The 18,762-nt window shown below is 35.5% G+C and carries 12 protein-coding genes; 10 read left to right on the forward strand and 2 right to left on the reverse strand.

Annotated elements, in window-relative coordinates; all coding sequences use genetic code 11:
- Positions 1–422: 422 nt before the first annotated feature.
- The 6 genes from HHU12_RS29420 to HHU12_RS29445 all read left to right on the forward strand — a co-directional run bounded on the left by HHU12_RS29420 (position 423) and on the right by HHU12_RS29445 (position 9,788).
- Positions 423–1,391: a zinc-binding alcohol dehydrogenase family protein gene (locus tag HHU12_RS29420; protein ID WP_169660313.1), complete on the forward strand. Its 969-nt coding sequence runs from the start codon at positions 423–425 to the stop codon at positions 1,389–1,391.
- Positions 1,392–1,678: 287 nt separating this feature from the next.
- Entirely contained in the window at positions 1,679–2,773 is a 1,095-nt protein-coding gene (locus HHU12_RS29425; RefSeq protein ID WP_169660314.1) for a hypothetical protein, read from the forward strand.
- A gap of 50 nt (positions 2,774–2,823) precedes the next feature.
- On the forward strand, positions 2,824–7,089 hold the full coding sequence (locus HHU12_RS29430; RefSeq protein WP_169660315.1) for a DEAD/DEAH box helicase: 4,266 nt from the start codon (positions 2,824–2,826) through the stop codon (positions 7,087–7,089).
- Between the two features lie 352 nt (positions 7,090–7,441).
- Positions 7,442–8,077 (forward strand): CUB domain-containing protein, encoded by a 636-nt coding sequence (locus tag HHU12_RS29435; RefSeq protein ID WP_169660316.1) that lies wholly within the window; start codon positions 7,442–7,444, stop codon positions 8,075–8,077.
- Between the two features lie 2 nt (positions 8,078–8,079).
- The gene (locus tag HHU12_RS29440) at positions 8,080–8,532 is read left to right on the forward strand and encodes a T9SS type A sorting domain-containing protein (RefSeq protein WP_169660317.1); all 453 of its coding nucleotides are present in this window, start codon (positions 8,080–8,082) and stop codon (positions 8,530–8,532) included.
- A 200-nt stretch (positions 8,533–8,732) separates the two neighbouring features.
- Entirely contained in the window at positions 8,733–9,788 is a 1,056-nt protein-coding gene (locus HHU12_RS29445; RefSeq protein WP_169660318.1) for an NAD-dependent epimerase/dehydratase family protein, read from the forward strand.
- A 225-nt stretch (positions 9,789–10,013) separates the two neighbouring features.
- Here HHU12_RS29445 and HHU12_RS29450 read toward each other — a convergent pair whose 3' ends face one another.
- Positions 10,014–10,514 carry an alpha/beta hydrolase family protein gene (locus HHU12_RS29450; protein ID WP_169660319.1) on the reverse strand — a complete coding sequence of 167 codons (501 nt, stop codon included), beginning with the start codon at positions 10,512–10,514 and terminating at the stop codon, positions 10,014–10,016.
- A 369-nt stretch (positions 10,515–10,883) separates the two neighbouring features.
- Here HHU12_RS29450 and HHU12_RS29455 point away from each other — a divergent pair, with 369 nt between their 5' ends.
- Entirely contained in the window at positions 10,884–11,573 is a 690-nt protein-coding gene (locus HHU12_RS29455; protein ID WP_169660320.1) for an HAD family hydrolase, read from the forward strand.
- 341 nt (positions 11,574–11,914) lie between these two features.
- On the opposite strand, the gene hrpB is transcribed toward HHU12_RS29455, so the two are convergent.
- Positions 11,915–14,404 carry an ATP-dependent helicase HrpB gene (gene hrpB, locus HHU12_RS29460; protein WP_169660321.1) on the reverse strand — a complete coding sequence of 830 codons (2,490 nt, stop codon included), beginning with the start codon at positions 14,402–14,404 and terminating at the stop codon, positions 11,915–11,917.
- Between the two features lie 229 nt (positions 14,405–14,633).
- Here hrpB and cysK point away from each other — a divergent pair, with 229 nt between their 5' ends.
- The 3 genes from cysK to HHU12_RS29475 all read left to right on the forward strand — a co-directional run bounded on the left by cysK (position 14,634) and on the right by HHU12_RS29475 (position 18,638).
- Positions 14,634–15,548, forward strand: a complete 915-nt coding sequence (cysK, locus tag HHU12_RS29465; RefSeq protein WP_169660322.1) for a cysteine synthase A — start codon at positions 14,634–14,636, stop codon at positions 15,546–15,548.
- Positions 15,549–15,682: 134 nt separating this feature from the next.
- Positions 15,683–16,675: a zinc-binding dehydrogenase gene (locus HHU12_RS29470; RefSeq protein ID WP_169660323.1), complete on the forward strand. Its 993-nt coding sequence runs from the start codon at positions 15,683–15,685 to the stop codon at positions 16,673–16,675.
- Positions 16,676–17,030: 355 nt separating this feature from the next.
- Positions 17,031–18,638 carry an alpha-L-fucosidase gene (locus tag HHU12_RS29475; protein WP_240971172.1) on the forward strand — a complete coding sequence of 536 codons (1,608 nt, stop codon included), beginning with the start codon at positions 17,031–17,033 and terminating at the stop codon, positions 18,636–18,638.
- The last annotated feature ends 124 nt before the right edge of the window (positions 18,639–18,762 follow it).

The raw sequence follows: 18,762 nt of genomic DNA on the forward strand, positions 1-18,762 counted from the left end.
GTACGCACGGTTCTGTGAGAGGGATAAATATGGGATAGACGTAGACTTATTCCATATTTACCCTACTTGATTCTTGTAGCAAGTATTGGTTACGTAGACCCATAATTGAAATTATGGGCTCTTGCGAAGACAACACATTGATCTACCTTGATTATAATTTCTAGTCAATATGTAGGATGAGAAATGTTGTAAATCGTTTAATCATATCAAGTTTATAATAGAAATCGAAAAGAGAGATAACTTCCCAAAAGCCTATGACTTTTAGTCGTGGGCTACACATTATTTTGACTAATTTCTTCTGCCTTAGTCTTACATATTGCAGTGTAGAAATAAGATTTTATACATTTTTTAGGTTATTCAAAGACTGTTTATTTTTTTAGTGATATTAAAAATGAGTTTATAAACGCTATTTCCTTCAACCTATGAAAGCAGCTGTTACAACACGAGCAGGATCACCCAATACCATTATATTATTAGAAGTGCCAAAACCAAAAGTAAAAGAGGGTTGGGTCTTGATAAGAATAAAAGCATTTGGGTTAAACAGAGCCGAACTTTTTACAAGAAGAGGAGACTCTCCAGGTGTAGATTATCCAAGAATCCAAGGAATAGAATGTGTGGGTATAATGGAAGAAGATCCTAGTAATACGTTTCAAAAAGGAGATAAAGTAATGGCATTTATGGGTGGTATGGGACGTTTTTTTAATGGTTCCTATGCTGAATATACGATTGTACCAAAGGAGAATGTATTTTCTTTTAAAAGTAATCTTGATTGGGAAACTTTGGGAGCGATTCCAGAAATGTTTCAAACCGTTTCAGGTTCTTTACATCAGGCATTAGAAATTCAAAAAGGGGAAACATTATTGATCCGAGGCGGAACTTCTTCTATTGGTCTTTTAGCTTGTCAGTTGGCAAAAATGAATGGACTCACCGTAATTTCAACCTCTAGAAATCTTGAACGGGAGGAATTTTTATTAGAAAATGGAGCTGATCATGTCATTATTGATAGAGGACATATTGAAAATAATGTGAAAAAAATTATCCCTGAAGGGGTGGACAAAGTGTTAGAACTTGTTGGTACCATCACTTTAAAAGATTCTTTGAAATGTATCCGTTCAAAAGGTACAGTTTGCATGACGGGTATTTTGGGCAATAAATGGGTATTGGAACATTTTATTCCTATGGGTGATATTCCTTCCTTAGGAAAACTGACGGTCTACATGGGAGAAGCTGAAAATATTACGGAAGAAATGTTGCAGGAATTTATTGATGGAGTGGAAGCTGGAAAAATCAAATTGAATATTGATAGTATTTATAAATTGGGTGAAGTGGCAAAGGCGCATGAGTATATGGAAAAAAATCAAGCGAAAGGGAAGGTTGTGGTTGTAATTTAATTTCTGCTAGTTTCCCTATCAATTATAATTCTAAATAACAACAGATTATTCTTTTTCTGAGAATACCTGATTCTTCAAATTCATATAATAAAACAAAGAACACCCTTTTCTAACTAAAACGTAATTAAATCTTAAAATACCTTTAGATTCTGATTCTAAACTTTAGAAATGTCAAAAATTACAATATTTTTGCTACGTTAATTTTTTGAGTCGAATACAAACAAAATAGTATTTTGAATGGAAGAGAATTCGCTCAGATACATTCTTAATACTTCAAGATATACCGAATGAAAGACATAGTAACTCAAGCAGGTTCCATAAGTTTAGAGTTGACCGATGAGTTGACGGATGATGTTGTCAAAATGTTGGATGACACATTATGGGGAACTGAAGGCGGAGTTAGATATACGCATACTGCAACGGAAGAGAACCTAAGATTCACAAAAAAAGCTTATTTCTTAAATCTTAGAAGAGGTGATAACCTATTGAGCTCTATTACCTTAATTCACAAATCCACAAAATTTGAAGGAAAGGATGTTGAAACGTATCATATCCGTTATTTTGCTTTTGTGAGTTCTTTGCAGAGTACAAAACAAAACCCTAACAAGAAGAAAAAGAAAAATAGCTTCTTGGACCAACAACTAATTAATTTTTTCAATACTTACCAAATGCCGGAAAGTAAGGCGAATGGTACTCCACAATTGTTTCATGCTCAAGTAGAAAATGATAACCTTCGCTCTAAAATGTTTACAGAGAAGGTTGGATTTAGAACGATTGGGAAAATGACAACACTTACTTTTAGTAGAGTCAGCCCTTCAAAGCATCCTTCTGTAAGAAGAGCTACGGAAAGTGAAAAGCTCAAAGTGATGGAACTGTCAAACACTTTTTATAAAGATTATGCTTTCTATTCAACAGAAAACATAGGTAGAAACGATGATGTGTTTGTATTGGAGGAAAATGGTGAGATTCTAGTGAGTGCTCAAGCTTATAAAGGACATTGGAAATTCCAACATCTTCCGGGTGCCGAGGGTGTCATCGCAAAATATATTTTACCTTATATTCCGTATGCCAATAGACTTTTCAATTTTAAAAATCATAGATTCATTACTTTTGAAGGGTTAAACTGGAAGAAGGGACATGAACATAGAGTACAAGATTTTATCGGTTCTGTATTAAAAGAATTTAATCAATATGTTTCCTTTTTATGGATGGATCCAGAATCCGAACATTATAAATTAAGTAAGGAACATGTAGACTGGGGAGTGTTAGACCACCTGAATAGTGGATCAAAATCATCGATCATTATTAGAACTGATCATGAAGATGAGTATGATCGATATGCTTCACTTGATAAATTTATTTCTAATTTTTATATATTGTAAAACCAGATTAATCTCTGGTTTTTTTTTGATCAAATAGAACATCATTCTCCATGAATTTTTCAATAGATAGATACAACGAATTCACTGAAAAGCTCGATAAATATCCTAAAACGACGCAATACAAATACATCATCGTGATGATTGGAGCAGGTCTTCAAGGATTAAATAAAACACGTTTAAAAGAGTTTTTGAAGGAATTGTTACCCAATTTAAAAACAGTTCAGTTGACTAAAGAAATAACGGAGGTCCTTCAGGAATTATTGGATGAAGAGTTTTTATTTACTTTTGAAGGGAGAGGTGTAACATATTATAAGGTGGAGAAAGTAGAGCTTTACCTTTCTGTTTTATTAAAATCCAAGGAATACATAGAAGATCCAATATTTCAAAAGGCTTTTAAAAATATAACTTTCGAACAAAAAACGTTCCCTACTTTTTGGGGAACAATGAGTTTTAGACCAGAAACCATAATACGTGAGTTTGTAGTGCCAATGAGTAAATTAAACTCTACACTGCTTATTACTAATTATTTTAACCCTGAGTTTGAAGAGACATCCTTAGAATATGTATCATCTTTATGGTTTGGACTTTTCTCACTTTATTCTTTTGGGTATTTAGAAGATAATCTTACGAAAAATTTCAATACAGAAATCTGGAACTTGATCTACAGTAGAGCTTATGCAGCATTGCTTGATGGTGTTGTTGATGTTTATTCAATAATTACTTTTGATAAATATACCTCAAAACTATACAAAGATGAGGGAATATTGAAAGCGCTGTTATTGTTTAGTCAAGGTTTTACAAGTTCAGCACTAGAAACGATAGGAAAGGCTGATCGCTTAGATAAATCTTTTGTTGAGATGTATATTATCTTAGTGTCAAAGGAGTATGATAAAACTTTAGAAAGGATATTGAGTTTGGCAGGTCTTGATAATGTAAAAACACACTTCAAGAAAAAATCATCAAAGTTTTGGACTCCACTGAGTACTGATCAGGAGCTGATATTAATGCTTTTGCTGTATCAGAAATATAAACAGCAATCCTTAACACTATTAAGAAACAGGTATATTTATTTTGACAAAAAATCAGATATTGGTTTCCCTTCTGCCTTTTACTCTATTTTATTAGAAGCAGTTGTTTTGTTGAGCACAAATTCTACGGTAGATAATTTATTGCCTGAAGAAGAATTACATGGTCATTTGCGCTATCACCTTCAAGAAGCAATAATACATGGTTATGGTCCAATGTCCATGACTTTTACATTTTGGATTTATGGTAAATTATTTGGGCAAAAAGTACCTTTAGATAAAATGATTTATCATTATTTTCATAGTAAAACTATTGAGTATCAGAAGGCAGGATATAAATGGTACGCCTCTTTATATGCAGATGCTTTAGGTGAAAATACTTCAAGTGAAGAAGGGGTAGATTTAAGTTATTTGATTGATGAAGATTTATTCCGTTTTGAGGATGTATTGAGTGAAAGTTCTGAGGAAGAGTGGGAATTGTTACTCCAAAAAATGGGTGCTATCGCAGAGGATTTTCAACTGATTGATAAAAAGGAAAATAAAGGAGTCAAAGAAGGTCGTTTACTGTGGGTCGTTTCAGATCATCGATTGTATGTGCAACCTATGGAACAGACCAAGTTGAAGAATGGGAAATGGAGCAAGCCTAAAAAAGTTTCTGATACGCGTTTGTTGAAAAAAGGGGTAAAAGGGATGTTGGAAATCGATCACGAAATTCTGGACAAAGCTATTCGTACTTATGGAAGAGGTTATATGGATTTCGATGTTTTAGAAGTGTGGAAACGATTAGAAGGACACCCTAATGTGGTTTTAGAGTCTGATGATAATGTATCGGTTATCGTTGAAAAACGTCCTTTTGAATTACAAATTGATGAAGCGGGTGAGCATTATCGCCTTTCTTTTGATAAAGATATTAATATTGACTTTCCATTAAAAAGGGAAACTCCTACAAGAGTGATCTATTATAATGTCGATAAAAAAATTAAGCATTGGGCTGAGAGTTTCCCCCAAGAAATTATTATTCCAAAAAAAGGGAAAAAACAATTAAAAGAAGCGATAACTGCTTTGGGGCAAACACTGAATATCCACTCGAATGTAGAAGATATCAGAGAAGAATTGCCAGAAGTGAAAGCAGATCAAACCATTTATGCATTACTCACGCCAAGAGGAAATAATATCCTTTTGGAACTCTATATGAAACCTTTTAAAACCACTCCTCCTTATGTTACTCCAGCATCAGGTAAGCCTGTTTTGGTTGAAGAAGTGGATAGAGTGCGTACAAGAGCCATCAGAAATCTAGAGGAAGAAAAAGCATTCTTAGAAAAATTCTATTACCAAAGACCTTTCTTGGATAACACCAACGATGGGCATCATGCATGGGAATTATCTGACAGAGAAGAAACCTTGAATGCTTTACAGGAACTTCAGTTTGGAGATATTAAGCCTGTGGTAGAATGGCCTAAAGGTGTTCGATTTAAGCTCCTTTCAAAAGTGGGCGGTGACAACATCACCATGAACATTCAATCCAAAAAACGTGACTGGTTTGCGGTATCAGGTGAAGTGAAGGTAAATGAAGAAGTGATTGTTTCATTGGAATCATTACTAAAAGCATTTAAAAATGATCCGAACAGCAATTATGTAGAAATTGAGAAGGATCAGTTTATCGCATTGACAGATTCTCTTAGAAAACAATTGGCTACACTGACAAGTGTCGCAGTGGAAGATAAATTAGATTTTAGAGTACACCGTTTATCTTCTTACGGAGCATTGAATGCATTGACAAATGAAGCTTTAGTAAGAAGTGACAAGTCGTGGCAAACATTACAAGAGCAAATTAATACAGCTTCTGAAACTACTTATGCAGTACCAAATACTTTACAAGCTACTTTAAGAGATTATCAAGTGGAGGGTTATCAGTGGTTGTCTCAATTGGCGTCTTGGGGTGGAGGTGCTTGTTTGGCAGATGATATGGGATTGGGTAAAACCTTACAAGGTATTGCTTTGATGGTGGACAAGGCAAAAGATGGGCCTTCACTTGTGGTGGCTCCTTCTTCTGTAACTTTCAACTGGGTCAATGAAATCCGAAAATTTGCACCTACATTAAAACCGCATTTGCTTTATAATACCAATAACAGAGAGGTGTTATTAAAAAATGCAGGGGCTTTTGATGTGATCATTTGCAGTTATGGTTTACTCCAATCGACCTATAAACCAATCGTGAAAAAAGACTGGAATATTGTTTTACTGGATGAGGCACAGGCCATCAAAAATAAAACAACCAAACGTTCTCAAGTTGCGATGCAGTTGGAAGGTAAAATGAGAATTGTAACAACGGGTACACCTATCGAAAATAACCTTTCAGAATTATGGAATCTCTTCCAATTTATCAATCCAGGATTATTAGGTTCATGGGAGTCTTTCAATAAGAACTTTGTTTTGAGAATTGATTCTGGAGATCAGCATCATGCCAAATCAGCTAAAAAGGTATTACGTAAGCTGATCACTCCATTTATTCTGCGAAGAAAGAAAAGTGAAGTATTGGATGAACTTCCATCAAAAACAGAATCAGTGTTAAGCGTGAATTTATCAGAAGATGAAATGACGCTTTATGAGGCACACAGAAGAACAGCCTTGGAGGAAATTGAAGGGGTGTTGGAGAAAAATAAAGATCAGAATGTACAACTTCAAGTACTTGCCGAACTGACTAAATTACGTCAGTTATGCTGTCACCCAAGTTTGGTGGATCATGAATTCCAACTGATGGGAAGTAAAATCACATTGCTGTTAGAAACGCTTCATGAATTAAAAGAAGGTGGACATCGTGCTTTAATTTTCAGTCAGTTTGTAGGCTTCTTAAGTATCATCAGAAAGTATTTAGAGAGAGAAGGAATTTCTTATCAATACCTTGATGGATCGACCACTTTAAAAAATAGAGAGAAAGGTATCAATGCTTTCCAATCTGGTGAGGGTGACGTATTCTTGATTTCACTAAAAGCAGGAGGAACAGGATTGAATTTAACGGCGGCCGATTATGTGATTCATATGGACCCTTGGTGGAACCCGGCTGTAGAAGATCAGGCTACTGACCGTGCACATAGAATGGGGCAGAAGAGACCCGTTACTGTTTACCGCTTAATTTGTAAAGATACGTTGGAGGAAAGAATGATACAGCTACACGCTGACAAACGTGAATTGGCTGATGATTTATTGAGTGGCACGAATCAAGCAACTAAACTGAATACAAGTGAATTGTTGAAGTTGTTGCAGAAAAACGAGACGATTTTGGAGCCATAAAAATAAAAAATGTATAAGTACTAGGACAAAAGAAAACGGACATTTTATCTTACCTTTTTTATCCTACTCTTCGTTAGATTTTTATCGCGTAACTAAGGCTATGCTCTGCAAATCTGCCTCGATTAGAATAAAAAATATTAACCTAAAATTATCCCTTTTCTTCTGTCCTAGTACTTAACTAAGAAGAGGTACTTTAGTAAAGTATCTCTTTTTTTATTTGATTAATAATCAGCGTTTTTAGTGTTGATTTTTTCAGTTTTTATAGAAATATACCCTATTTTGGGTATTGATCAGTGTTTCCTAAAATTATAGTTTTGAAGTGAACTTAATACTCAAAAACTGGTAGCTATATATGAAAACACTAACATTACTATTATTTCTTTACACTTTTGTGGGCATCACTGTATCTTTTGCCCAATGTGCAAGTAATACCACCCTCACAGATGAAGAGGGGCGTATAGAAGATGAAGATTACGGGATCAATGCAAAATGTGAATGGTTGATACAGCCTACAGGAGCACAATATATCATTTTAGATTTTGGTCGTTTCAAAACTGATGAAAATGATATTGTGAGAATTTATAAAGGTACTTCTTCAGATGGTACTTTGGTTACTACCCTCTCTGGTAATTTAGGGTATAATTTAGAAGACATGTTTATTGAGTCTTCTTCTGTTTTTATCTCTTTGGATGCAGATGCTATTGATAATGATAAGTCATTTAGGATTGATTATTTAGGTGTCAATGGTGCCTTGCCTCAACTTTTAGCACCAACAATTTCTTCAAATAAGTTTTGTGATGGAGAAACACAAATCGTAAAAATCAATTATACTGGAGCATTTCCAAATAATTATCCCATTAATAATTATTTTAATGTAAAGCTTAGTAATTCTTTTGGTGTATTTGATGATGATGCAATTTCTCTTGTAAGGGATAATGATGATGAAATTACATTTGAATTACCTGAAGATATTGTGCAGGGAATATAGATTTGGAAGATTATTTTGAAGATGAAGATAATGATCAGTTAACTTATTCTGTTTTAACTTCAAGTGAAGAAGTTGTTAGTGTTATGGCGAATGGGAAGATGTTAGTGATATTGGAAGAAGGTTTGGGAACTTGTGAAATTACAGTTACCGCAAAAGATAACTTCTTCAAAAAAACAGCAACTTTTAAACTAGAAGTAGAAGAAGGAACACCTGCATCACTTAGTAAACTTAATGAGATTGGAATTGTGACTTATCCTAACCCCTTTATCGATAAAGTCAGTTTTACAAACTTGAAAAATGCTAAAATTGTTGTATTAGATATCCAAGGAAAATCGATCAAAACCTTCAATTCAGTCAGCAAGGAAATTGATTTGTCAGATCTTCCTTCGGGTAACTATACCTTAACAGTTGAAATTAATAGTTTGAAATATTATTCATCAATTATAAAGCATTAAACTAAAAGCATCATTAATATATAAACCTTTAACTTTTATTCTTGAAAAGCCGGCGTTATTACGTTGGCTTTTTTTACTTTTCTCTGAGGAATTACATTTCAAAGCGCCAAAAATAGATGCGATGTGAAGTTTTTTGAGAAACAATTAATATCTTGTAATTGAAGATCTTACCTAAACATTAAGCATTAACCAAAAACTACATGGTCAATATTGATAAAACAAAGCCGGTGATGATTACAGGTGCCACAGGTTATGTGGCAGGGAGAATAGTAGAGAAATTATTAAAGTACGGACTGATGGTCCATGCACCCGTAAGAAATCCTGACAATGCTGTAAAATTGAAATACCTTAATGCTATAGCGGCGCAATCAGAAGGAAGTATAAAGTTTTTTAAAGCGGACCTGCTTACCCCTGGTTCTTATGACGAGGCCATGAAGGGGTGCGAGTTGGTTTTTCATACTGCATCACCTTTTGTTACATCCGTAAAAGATGCCAAAAAAGATTTGGTAGATCCTGCATTAAAAGGGACTGAAAATGTGCTGAATACAGTCAATAAAACATACTCTGTAAAAAGGGTAGTGCTGACTAGCAGTTGTGTGGCTATTATTGGTGACGCGAAAGACTTGAGAGATGTCCCAAATCAAATTGCGGATGAGACAATATGGAATTCTACTTCTTCCGTAAATCATCAGCCTTATAATTATTCTAAAACTGTGGCTGAAAAGAAAGCATGGAAAATGAATAAGGAACAGGACCGTTGGGATATGGTGGTCATCAATCCTTCATTTGTATTGGGGCCGGGTATAAATCCGACAAGTACTTCAGAAAGCTTTAATATCATGAAACAACTGGGAGACGGATCTATGAAAATGGGAGCACCAGGTCTTCATATTGGTATTGTTGATGTAAGAGATTTGGCCACCGCTCATTTTAATGCTGGTTTTACACCTGAGGCTGAAGGAAGGCATATAATCTCCAATGAGAGTTATACTATACTTCAGATGGCTGATTTTTTAAGAGAAAAATACGGAAATGCTTTTCCTTTACCTAAAAATGAACTGCCAAAGTGGTTAGTTTGGTTGGTTGGGCCTATGCAAGGGATTCCTAGAAAAATGGTGGCAAAAAATTTCGGCTATAAATGGTTAGTTGATAATACAAAAAGTAAAGAAAAGCTGGGGATGAAATACCGAAACGCGAGTACAACACTCAATGACTTTTTTGGCCAATTGGTTGATAATGGAGTTTTCTCTAAATAAAAACATTGCATATAACACCTTGAATAAGTCAATATAGAAAAGCGTGGAATTGCATTTTACTGATATTCAGTAAGGTGTGATTTTGCGTTTAAAAATATTATCTTTTGGCTTATTTGTTGTAATTGTGAGAGTGCGAATACTTGTTTTCATTATTAATGCAAACCGAAGATAATGAGAGCAATACTGAATACTCAAATCATATAATTCTCTCTTCAGTCTTTTTTCCTAAATAATCTTGTATTCTTGAATGTTGCTTGGAAAAGCATATCCAAATATTTTTGTATAAAACTGCAGGTTGATATCATAACCAAAAACAAAATGTTCCTGTTTTGATGCGGCTATATCGAAGTCTTCTCTTTTGTCAATGGAGAAAGGAGTAGGGCTATCATAAGTTGTGACAGAGGAAGGAATCAGGAAATTTTTATAAATACCTAACGAAGCAATTTGAGCAATAGCCCCAGCAAATCCATATCCCACAATTTGAATCGCATCGAACTGATCAGTTCTATCACAGATATATTGATAAAACTCTTTTTTTATACTTTGAAAACTTTTTAAATAACCTAAATGAATACCATTATGTTGCTTAAAATCAAGACGTACTTTTAGCATCGTAAGCAGTGAATTTGTAGGATTAAACTCGACAAAAAGTGTGTTTTGAATAATATTGATCTTGCAGTTTATTCCTTTTCCAAAAATTAAATATTCATTTATGGTATTTGTCATTTTCTTCTTTCAATTTTCATTTGGCGTATATGTGCTTGAAGGTTTTATTTAAAATCGTATAAGTAATCAACAGTTATAACTTCTGTTATTGATGTTGGGTTACTGTAAGGGACTCCTAAGAAAAAGTTTTATAAAGATGGATGATCTTTTTCCATTTTGGTAGAATCTTAATATAACGAAGTTAGTCCTCCCTCAGCTATCATTATCAAGCACTTTATTATTATACAAAGGTATTTCAACAGTATTTTATTAGAATGAACCCTAAAGCAAGCTTATTTTAAATAATAGGTGAATTTTTGTCAAATATTGTGTTTTGAATAACATTGAGTTTACTTTGCATTTTTATTGCGTAATTATAGGATCAGAAAAATGGAAAAGATTAAAGTAGTAGCCTTTGATGCAGATGATACATTATGGGTCAATGAGCCTTTTTTTAGGGTGTTTGAAGAGGACTATTTTAAGTTGATGTCTCCTTACATGGAGAAGGAAGAGTTGAAAGATAAGTTGTTCCATTTGGTGATTAAAAATTTACCAATGTATGGTTATGGTACAAGAGGGTTGTCTTTATCAATGATTGAAGGAGCACATCTATTCTCAAATGGGAAAGTGAAAGCGTCTGAAATTGCACAGATTTTAGATTTTGGAAAGAGAATGCTAAATAACCCAATTGAATTATTAGAAGGTGTTGTAGAAACATTAGAAAACCTTCAGTCAAAAGGTTATCGACTGGTAGTAGCCACTAAAGGTGATTTATTAGAGCAGGAGAGAAAAATCGAGAAATCGGGCTTGGATAAGTATTTTCACCACACTGAAATTGTATCTGAAAAGAAAGAAACAGAATATAAAAAACTGCTGAGTCATCTGGATATTGAGCCTCATGAATTCTTGATGGTGGGAAATTCTTTGAAATCAGATATCGTTCCTGTACTCAATATTGGTGCACATGCTTTTCACGTTCCTTTTCATAGCACTTGGGAACACGAGATGGTGGATCATAAAGTAGAAGGAGAAAAATTCAAAGAGTTAAAAAGTATCCGAGATGTGATGAATTACCTGTAATTTGTTATCTTATGAATCATCTCAAACTCATCCAACTTACCGCTTTATGAAATCTAATATCGTTAGGAAAATACTATTATTCTTTGTTGCATGTTTTGAAACGTTCTTTATGCTGTTTTTTATATGCAGTATGTTTGCCAGCAGTGCATTCTATTATGCCATAAGAATAGTTACTTGGCCTTTCAGGTTTTTACAGAACTTGTACTATAAAATAGCAGGTAAGAAGAAGCAATCTTTATATATAGTGAAAGAAAAATGAAGTGTTAAGAATGAAGAATGATCCTTGTTCGAATTGTGAAAGTTTCTATCATTCTTCATTCTTAATTCTACATTTTTACTTCTTAACTCTTCTTTCTCTTCACACCTCTCACAGCCTCTTCCGTCCATGGGTCATCTGGCCATGAGTGTTTCGGATACCTTCTTTTCAGATCTTTCTTTACTTCGAAATACGCATTATTCCAAAAACTCTTTAAATCTGAAGTGATTTGAACAGGTTTAAAGCCAGGTGAAAGTAAATGAAGCACCACGCTTTGTTTCCCATTATTGATCATAGGAGTATCTTCTAATCCAAAACATTCTTGCAGTCTTACAGCAAGGACAGGAGGTTGCCCATTGTCAAGGTATTTTAATTTAATATTGGAACCGCTTGGGACTTTAATTTTCGTAGGAGCTAAAGTATCCAATTGCTCCTGTAATTCCCATGGGAGACTATGATGCAAGATATCCTGAAGTTCCAGTTTCATCAGGTCAGCAGGTTTTTTGATTTTATCCAAATAAGGACTTAACCATTTTGATGCTGAATATAGTAATGTTTCAGTAGATACATCGGGCCATTTATCCTTAGGGTTCCATTTCTTTAATGAAAGCACACGTGATTGCCATTGTTCCACTTCTTTTTCTTTAAAAGGAAGTAATTGTTTCCCTTCCTTTTTTATAGCATCCAAAATTGCCTGTTGAAGATGCGAAGGATCAGGATTATTAATAGGCGTACTTTTAAGGATAATATTCCCAATACAAAGTTGTTTATTGGCAATTAATCCACCCTCATCTGTATCCCACTTTACCACTTCCTTTTCTCTAACCATAGGAGCAAGATCCGTAGGGTCAAGAGGAGAGGCCATAAAGATTTTTCCCATTCCGTCTCTGGCATCAATATGTGCTACAGCGAGCCAAGCTTCATCTGCTAAGTCATCTCTATGACCAATAGCCGCTATTTTGCCATTCGCTAATTGGAACTGAGCATTATTTCCCGGTTTTGCACATGCAATTCGCTCAGGGTAAGCATGTGCGAGCAGTAAACCTGTTTCAAAATCATCAAAAGAGTGGTTATCTTCTTTCGATTTGAAAAGCTTACGGTATACTTCAGAAATCTTATTGATCTGACGGAAACGAGGATTTTTTCCACCCTCTCTTGAACGTCGTAAAGCTGTAATTCTTGTATTTATATCTGCCCCACTATTTTTAGGCAGTGGATCTCTTTCTTCAATAATAGCGGCAAGGTCGGTAGCCAAAGGCAAAAGCTCATTTTCTTCAGCAAACAAGAGCATGTGAGCAATACGAGGATGACATGGTAAACGGTGTATCGCTTTTCCATGAGGTGTTATTTTTTCATCTTCAAGCGCTTCCAATTGTGTCAAAGTATCTTTTGCTTGTGCCACATGTCCAGCAGGAGGTGGCGTTACCCATGCCAGTTCATTAGGATGGATAATGCCCCATTGTGCTAAATCCAATACTAATGAAGTCAAATCAGCTTGTTCGATTTCCGGTTCTCTAGTTTCCTCCAAGCGCGAATGCGTGGTTTTACTCCACATTCTGTAACAGATACCAGGACCTAAACGACCCGCTCTACCCGCTCTTTGATCGGCAGCATCTTCAGAGACCATCACCGTTTCTAATCTTGATAAACCAGAATTAGGATCAAATTGCTGAATTCTAGTAAAACCACTATCAATCACAATTTTCACTCCTTCAATGGTCAAACTGGTTTCGGCGATTGAAGTAGCAAGCACTACTTTTCTTTTCTCTTCAGGGTGAGGTAAAATAGCCGCTCTTTGTTTATTGATGGGCAACTGTCCGAAAAGGGGGTAAATAGCAATGCCCTTGGTGTGTTGATGTAATAAATCTGCACATTTCATGATTTCACCCTGACCAGGCATAAAACATAATATGTCGCCATCATGATCCTTAAGTGCATTTTGAATTGTTTTAGTCATCAACTCAGGCAGAAGATAACGATCTGTATCGCCAACATAGAATTTTTCTACAGGGAACATTCTACCTTCACTTTCCACAATCGGGCAATTGTCTAATAAAGCAGAAAGCTGAGGCATATCTAAAGTAGCAGACATAACCATCACTTTTAAATCATCTCGGAGTACCTGCTGACATTCTCGGCAAAGTGCCATGGCTAAATCAGCGTGTAGACTTCGTTCGTGAAATTCATCAAAAATAACAATACCAACATCTTCCAGTGCATTATCATCTTGAAGCATTCTTGTCAAAATACCTTCTGTAAGGATTTCTATTCGAGTACGTTCAGATACTTTTACATCAAAACGGACTCTATATCCTACAGTTTCGCCCACTTTTTCACCCAGCATATCTGCCATACGCTGAGCGATGGATTTCGCCGCTAATCTCCTAGGTTCCAGTAAAAAGATTTTTCGTCCCTCTAGCCATTCTTCCTCTAATAAAGTCAATGGCACCAAAGTACTTTTTCCTGCTCCCGGAGGTGCTTTTAAAATTATGGTGGATTCTTTTGCTAAATGTGCTCTTACCTCAGGTACAACTTCTGCAACGGGTAAATTAAATTGATGAAAATCTAAACTCACTATGCCTTTTCTTTCTGTTTTTCAAAATTGTGTTGCAAGATAATGGAAATTAAAGTTTTGGAAGTGAAAAGAAGGTATTTTTATTAAACTGAGAATTTTAAATGAATGAAACTGTTTTCTATAAAATAAACTCCATGTATTAAATTTCTTATCAAAAAATTAGCATCATTAAATTCAAATAACTAATATTGTCCTATAGAAATACTAGAGTAATAAAAATCTAATTAAAATGATATACAAAAACATTCTCGATACAATTGGTAAAACACCTGTTATTCAAATCAATAAGCTTTTCGGGGCGCACAACGTTTATATTAAATCAGAAAAATTTAACCCTGGCGGAAGTATCAAAGACCGTATTGGATTGGCGATGATTGAGAAGGCTGAGCAAGATGGTGTGATCAATAAAGATACACATTTGATTGAGCCGACTTCTGGTAATACAGGTATTGGTTTAGCGATGGCTGCGGCAGTAAAAGGTTATAAACTGACGTTAGTGATGCCGGAGTCAATGAGTATTGAGAGAAGAAAATTATTAGCTTCTTATGGTGCAAACCTTGTTTTGACAGCCAAGGAGAAGGGAATGAAGGGAGCAATCGAGAAGGCTTCAGAATTAGCGGCAGAGGAAGAAAACTCATGGATTCCCTCTCAATTCGATAACCAAGCCAATGTAGATATTCATAAAACTACTACAGCATTAGAAATTATTGAAGACTTCCCGAATGGTATCGATTACCTTATCACAGGCGTTGGTACGGGCGGACATATTACAGGTGTGGCGCAGATCTTAAAAGAGAAATGGCCTAATTTAAAAGTATATGCTGTAGAGCCTACTACAAGTGCTGTGATTTCTGGTGAAGGTCCTGGTCCGCACCCTATTCAAGGTATAGGCCCTGGTTTCATCCCTAAAAACTTAGATACAGAAATATTAGACGGTGCAGTGAAGGTGGAAGCAGAAGACGCTAAAAAATTCGCTAGAGATTTCGCGTTACAAGAAGGTTTCTTGGCAGGGATTTCTACAGGTGCATCTTTAGCTGCTGTTAATCAAAAATTAGGAGAAATAGAGGAAGGAGCTACAGTTCTTACTTTCAACTACGATACAGGGGAAAGATACTTATCTGTAGAAGGGTTGTTTGGAGAATAAAAAATATTTTTCTAGGTACTTATGTTATTTTATGGTGCCTAGAATCACTTTAAATCATCAGAGTTTTCCTTAAATTAAGGCGTTAATTTCAATTGAAGTTAACGCCTTTTTTTATCACTCTCAAAATCGAAAACATGAAAGCAGTAACATTTCACCCGTCTACAGATACTTTTCAATTGGAGGACATCAAAATCCCAGAACCAGGAAAAGATGAGGTAAGAGTAAAAGTACAAGCTTGCGGTATCAATCCAGTGGATGCCAAAGTGGTCAATTGGAAAGGAATGGTGGGTGATGCTATGAATGATGATTGGGTAGTGGGATTGGATGTAGTGGGAGTAATAGATGAAATAGGAGAAGAGGTGGAAGGCTGGAATATAGGTGATGAAGTTTTTTATCACGGAAATATGACCCGCCCTCATGGTGGATTGGCTGAGTATGCAATTCATAAGGTGAACACTTTATTGGATAAACCGAAAGAATTGCCACTCTTGGATGCTGCAGCGAGTCCTTGTGCAGGTTGGACCGCATGGCGAGCTATTGTCGAAAAGCTAAAGGTGAATGATGATGATACCTTATTAATTATTGGCGGTTCTGGCGGAGTGGGTTCTTATGCCGTTCAAATAGCAAAAAATATTTGTGGCTGTAAAGAAATTTTGGCAGTGGCTTCTTATAGAAATGAAGAGTATGTAAAAAGTTTGGGGGCAGATCATGTGATCTGTTATGACAAAGTAGACGTTTTGGAAGAAGTAAAACGCTTAACGAATGGTGAGGGTGTAACTAAATCTTTTGACACAATTGGTGATGATAATGATATTTTAGCCGCCAATGCTTTAGGTTTTAATGGACAGATGCTCGAATTGGTAAGAGTGGTAAGGCCTGATAAGTATGAAAATGTATTTATGAAAAATCTAACTTTTCATCAATTGGCACTTGGAGCAAGCCACGAACATGGAAACACAGGACAGAAAGCAATTATAGATGCTGGTATTGGTTTGACAGTGGCATTGGTTAATGGAAAAGTAAAATCTCCTAAATTAATGACAGTTGATTTTGAAGGAGCGATTGATACGTTGAATAATATATTAAAGAAGAAAGTAGTAGGAAAAGTAGTGTTGACATTAGGGTAAAAGTCTACTTTAATAGACCATCAAAAGATACTTTTTCTGACATTTTTATCTTTAAAATAACACAAATATCAATTCAACTAAACCGGTTGAATTCATTAAAGTTGTAAGCATTAAGTTAAAAATAGGCAGAAGAAGTGTCTTTTTCTTTCCCCCAATAGGTGAAATAATTGCCATAAAAGCACATTTATTCACTTAGTTATAAATTTACCCCTTTTTAAAGCATCAAATTTTTCTACCCATCAAATATCCACAACCTAATTTTGAAATGTAGATAAGACAAGGACAACAGGAATTGAGTATCACACTTTACCCTTTTGTTATTGTAATGGAAATAATGAATAGATATTTTATAAGTATGAAATTAGTCAAAAAATTATCTTTACCGATTCTTCTTTGTGCTATGTTTTCTTGCCAAAAGCCACCGGCTCAAAAAGAGTTAGTAAAAGAGGAAGCATATCAGGAAGATTGGAAATCGATTGCTAAAGCCAACAAAGCTCCAGATTGGTATCAAGACGCAAAGTTTGGTATTTATACTCACTGGGGACCCGTATCAGGTGCGTTTGTGAACATGGATAAAAATGAATACCTAGCTGGATGGCATGGTATGATGATGTATGGTAAAAATGGAGTGCCTAACTGGAAAACAGGTAAACTGCCTACAAAACCTGACGGTACACCTAACACGAAGCCTACAAATAATTATTTACATCATGTAGAGCAATTTGGTGATCCTGCTGAGTTTGGTTACAAATACTTAATTGAAAACTTCAAGCCAACAGGTTTTGATGCAGAAAAGTGGGCGGATTTATTCGTGAAATCAGGGGCTAAATTTGCAGGCCCAGTAGCAATGCACCATGACAATTTTGCGATGTGGGACAGTAAAGCTACTCGCTGGAATTCTGTAAACTATGGCCAAAAAGATATTTCAAAAGAATTTAAAGATGCAGTAGAAGCAAGAGGGATGAAATTCCTTTCTTCTTTCCACCATGCATTTACATGGATGTATTACGCACCAGCACACCAATATGAAGGTGCAGTAAGTCCTGAAGATTATGATTTATATACTACTCCTCACGGGTATGATGACAAAATGCCTACGAAAGAATTCCATGATCAATGGTGGGCGGTGTTGAAAGAATATATTGACGATTATCAGCCGGACATTATCTGGTTTGACTGGTGGTTAGAAAATATGGATGAAAGCTACAGAAAGAAATTCTTGGCTTACTATTACAACAAAGGCAAGGAGTGGAATAAGGAAGTCGTAGTGATGTTTAAAGAAACTACTTTCCCTGAAGCGACAGCAGTAAGAGATTACGAAAGAGGTAGACCTAACCAACCTAAAAAAGATGCGTGGGTTACAGATACATCTCCAGGAACTTGGTTCTACAGATCAAATGCGAAGTTTGTAAAACCAAATGAATTAGTAGATATCTTGATCGATATTGTTTCTAAAAATGGTAACATGTTATTAAATGTTCCACCAGATCCTGACGGTACTATTCCTGTAGAAATGGAAAACCTGCTTGGAGAAATGGGCGGATGGTTGAAAGTAAATGGTGAAGCTATTTACGGTACACGTCCTTGGACTATTTTTGGTGAAGGCCCAACAAGAATTCCTGCAGGTGGACACAAAATTGAAAGAAAGAAAATCGTTTATACTGAAAACGATATCCGTTTCACGAAAAAGAATGATAGTGAATTCTATGCTTTGGTGATGGATACTCCAAAAGGAGACATTATTGTTGAAACGTTGAGCACAAAGTTCGGTATTTTGAACAATGATATCGAAAGAATTACACTATTAGGAAGTGATGAACCACTGCAGTGGGAAAGAAATGAGGCAGGCTTAGTCATTAAGCGTCCGGCTAATTTCCCTACTAAGTTTGCTCACGCTTTCAAAATCCAATGTGAAGGTTATAAAGAAACAGACATTGGAGGTGATTTAGAACAGACTTTATAATGTATAATTTCAATAGATAGAGAGTAGTCATCCTTGTTACATAACGGGGATGACTTTTTGTTTGCCCTGCATGCAAACTATCCCGACAGCTTGAAAGAAAGCTGTTTCGCCCCTCGGAGGGAAG

The sequence above is a fragment of the Flammeovirga aprica JL-4 genome, assembly GCF_012844305.1.
Taxonomy (GTDB): Bacteria; Bacteroidota; Bacteroidia; order Cytophagales; family Flammeovirgaceae; genus Flammeovirga; species Flammeovirga aprica.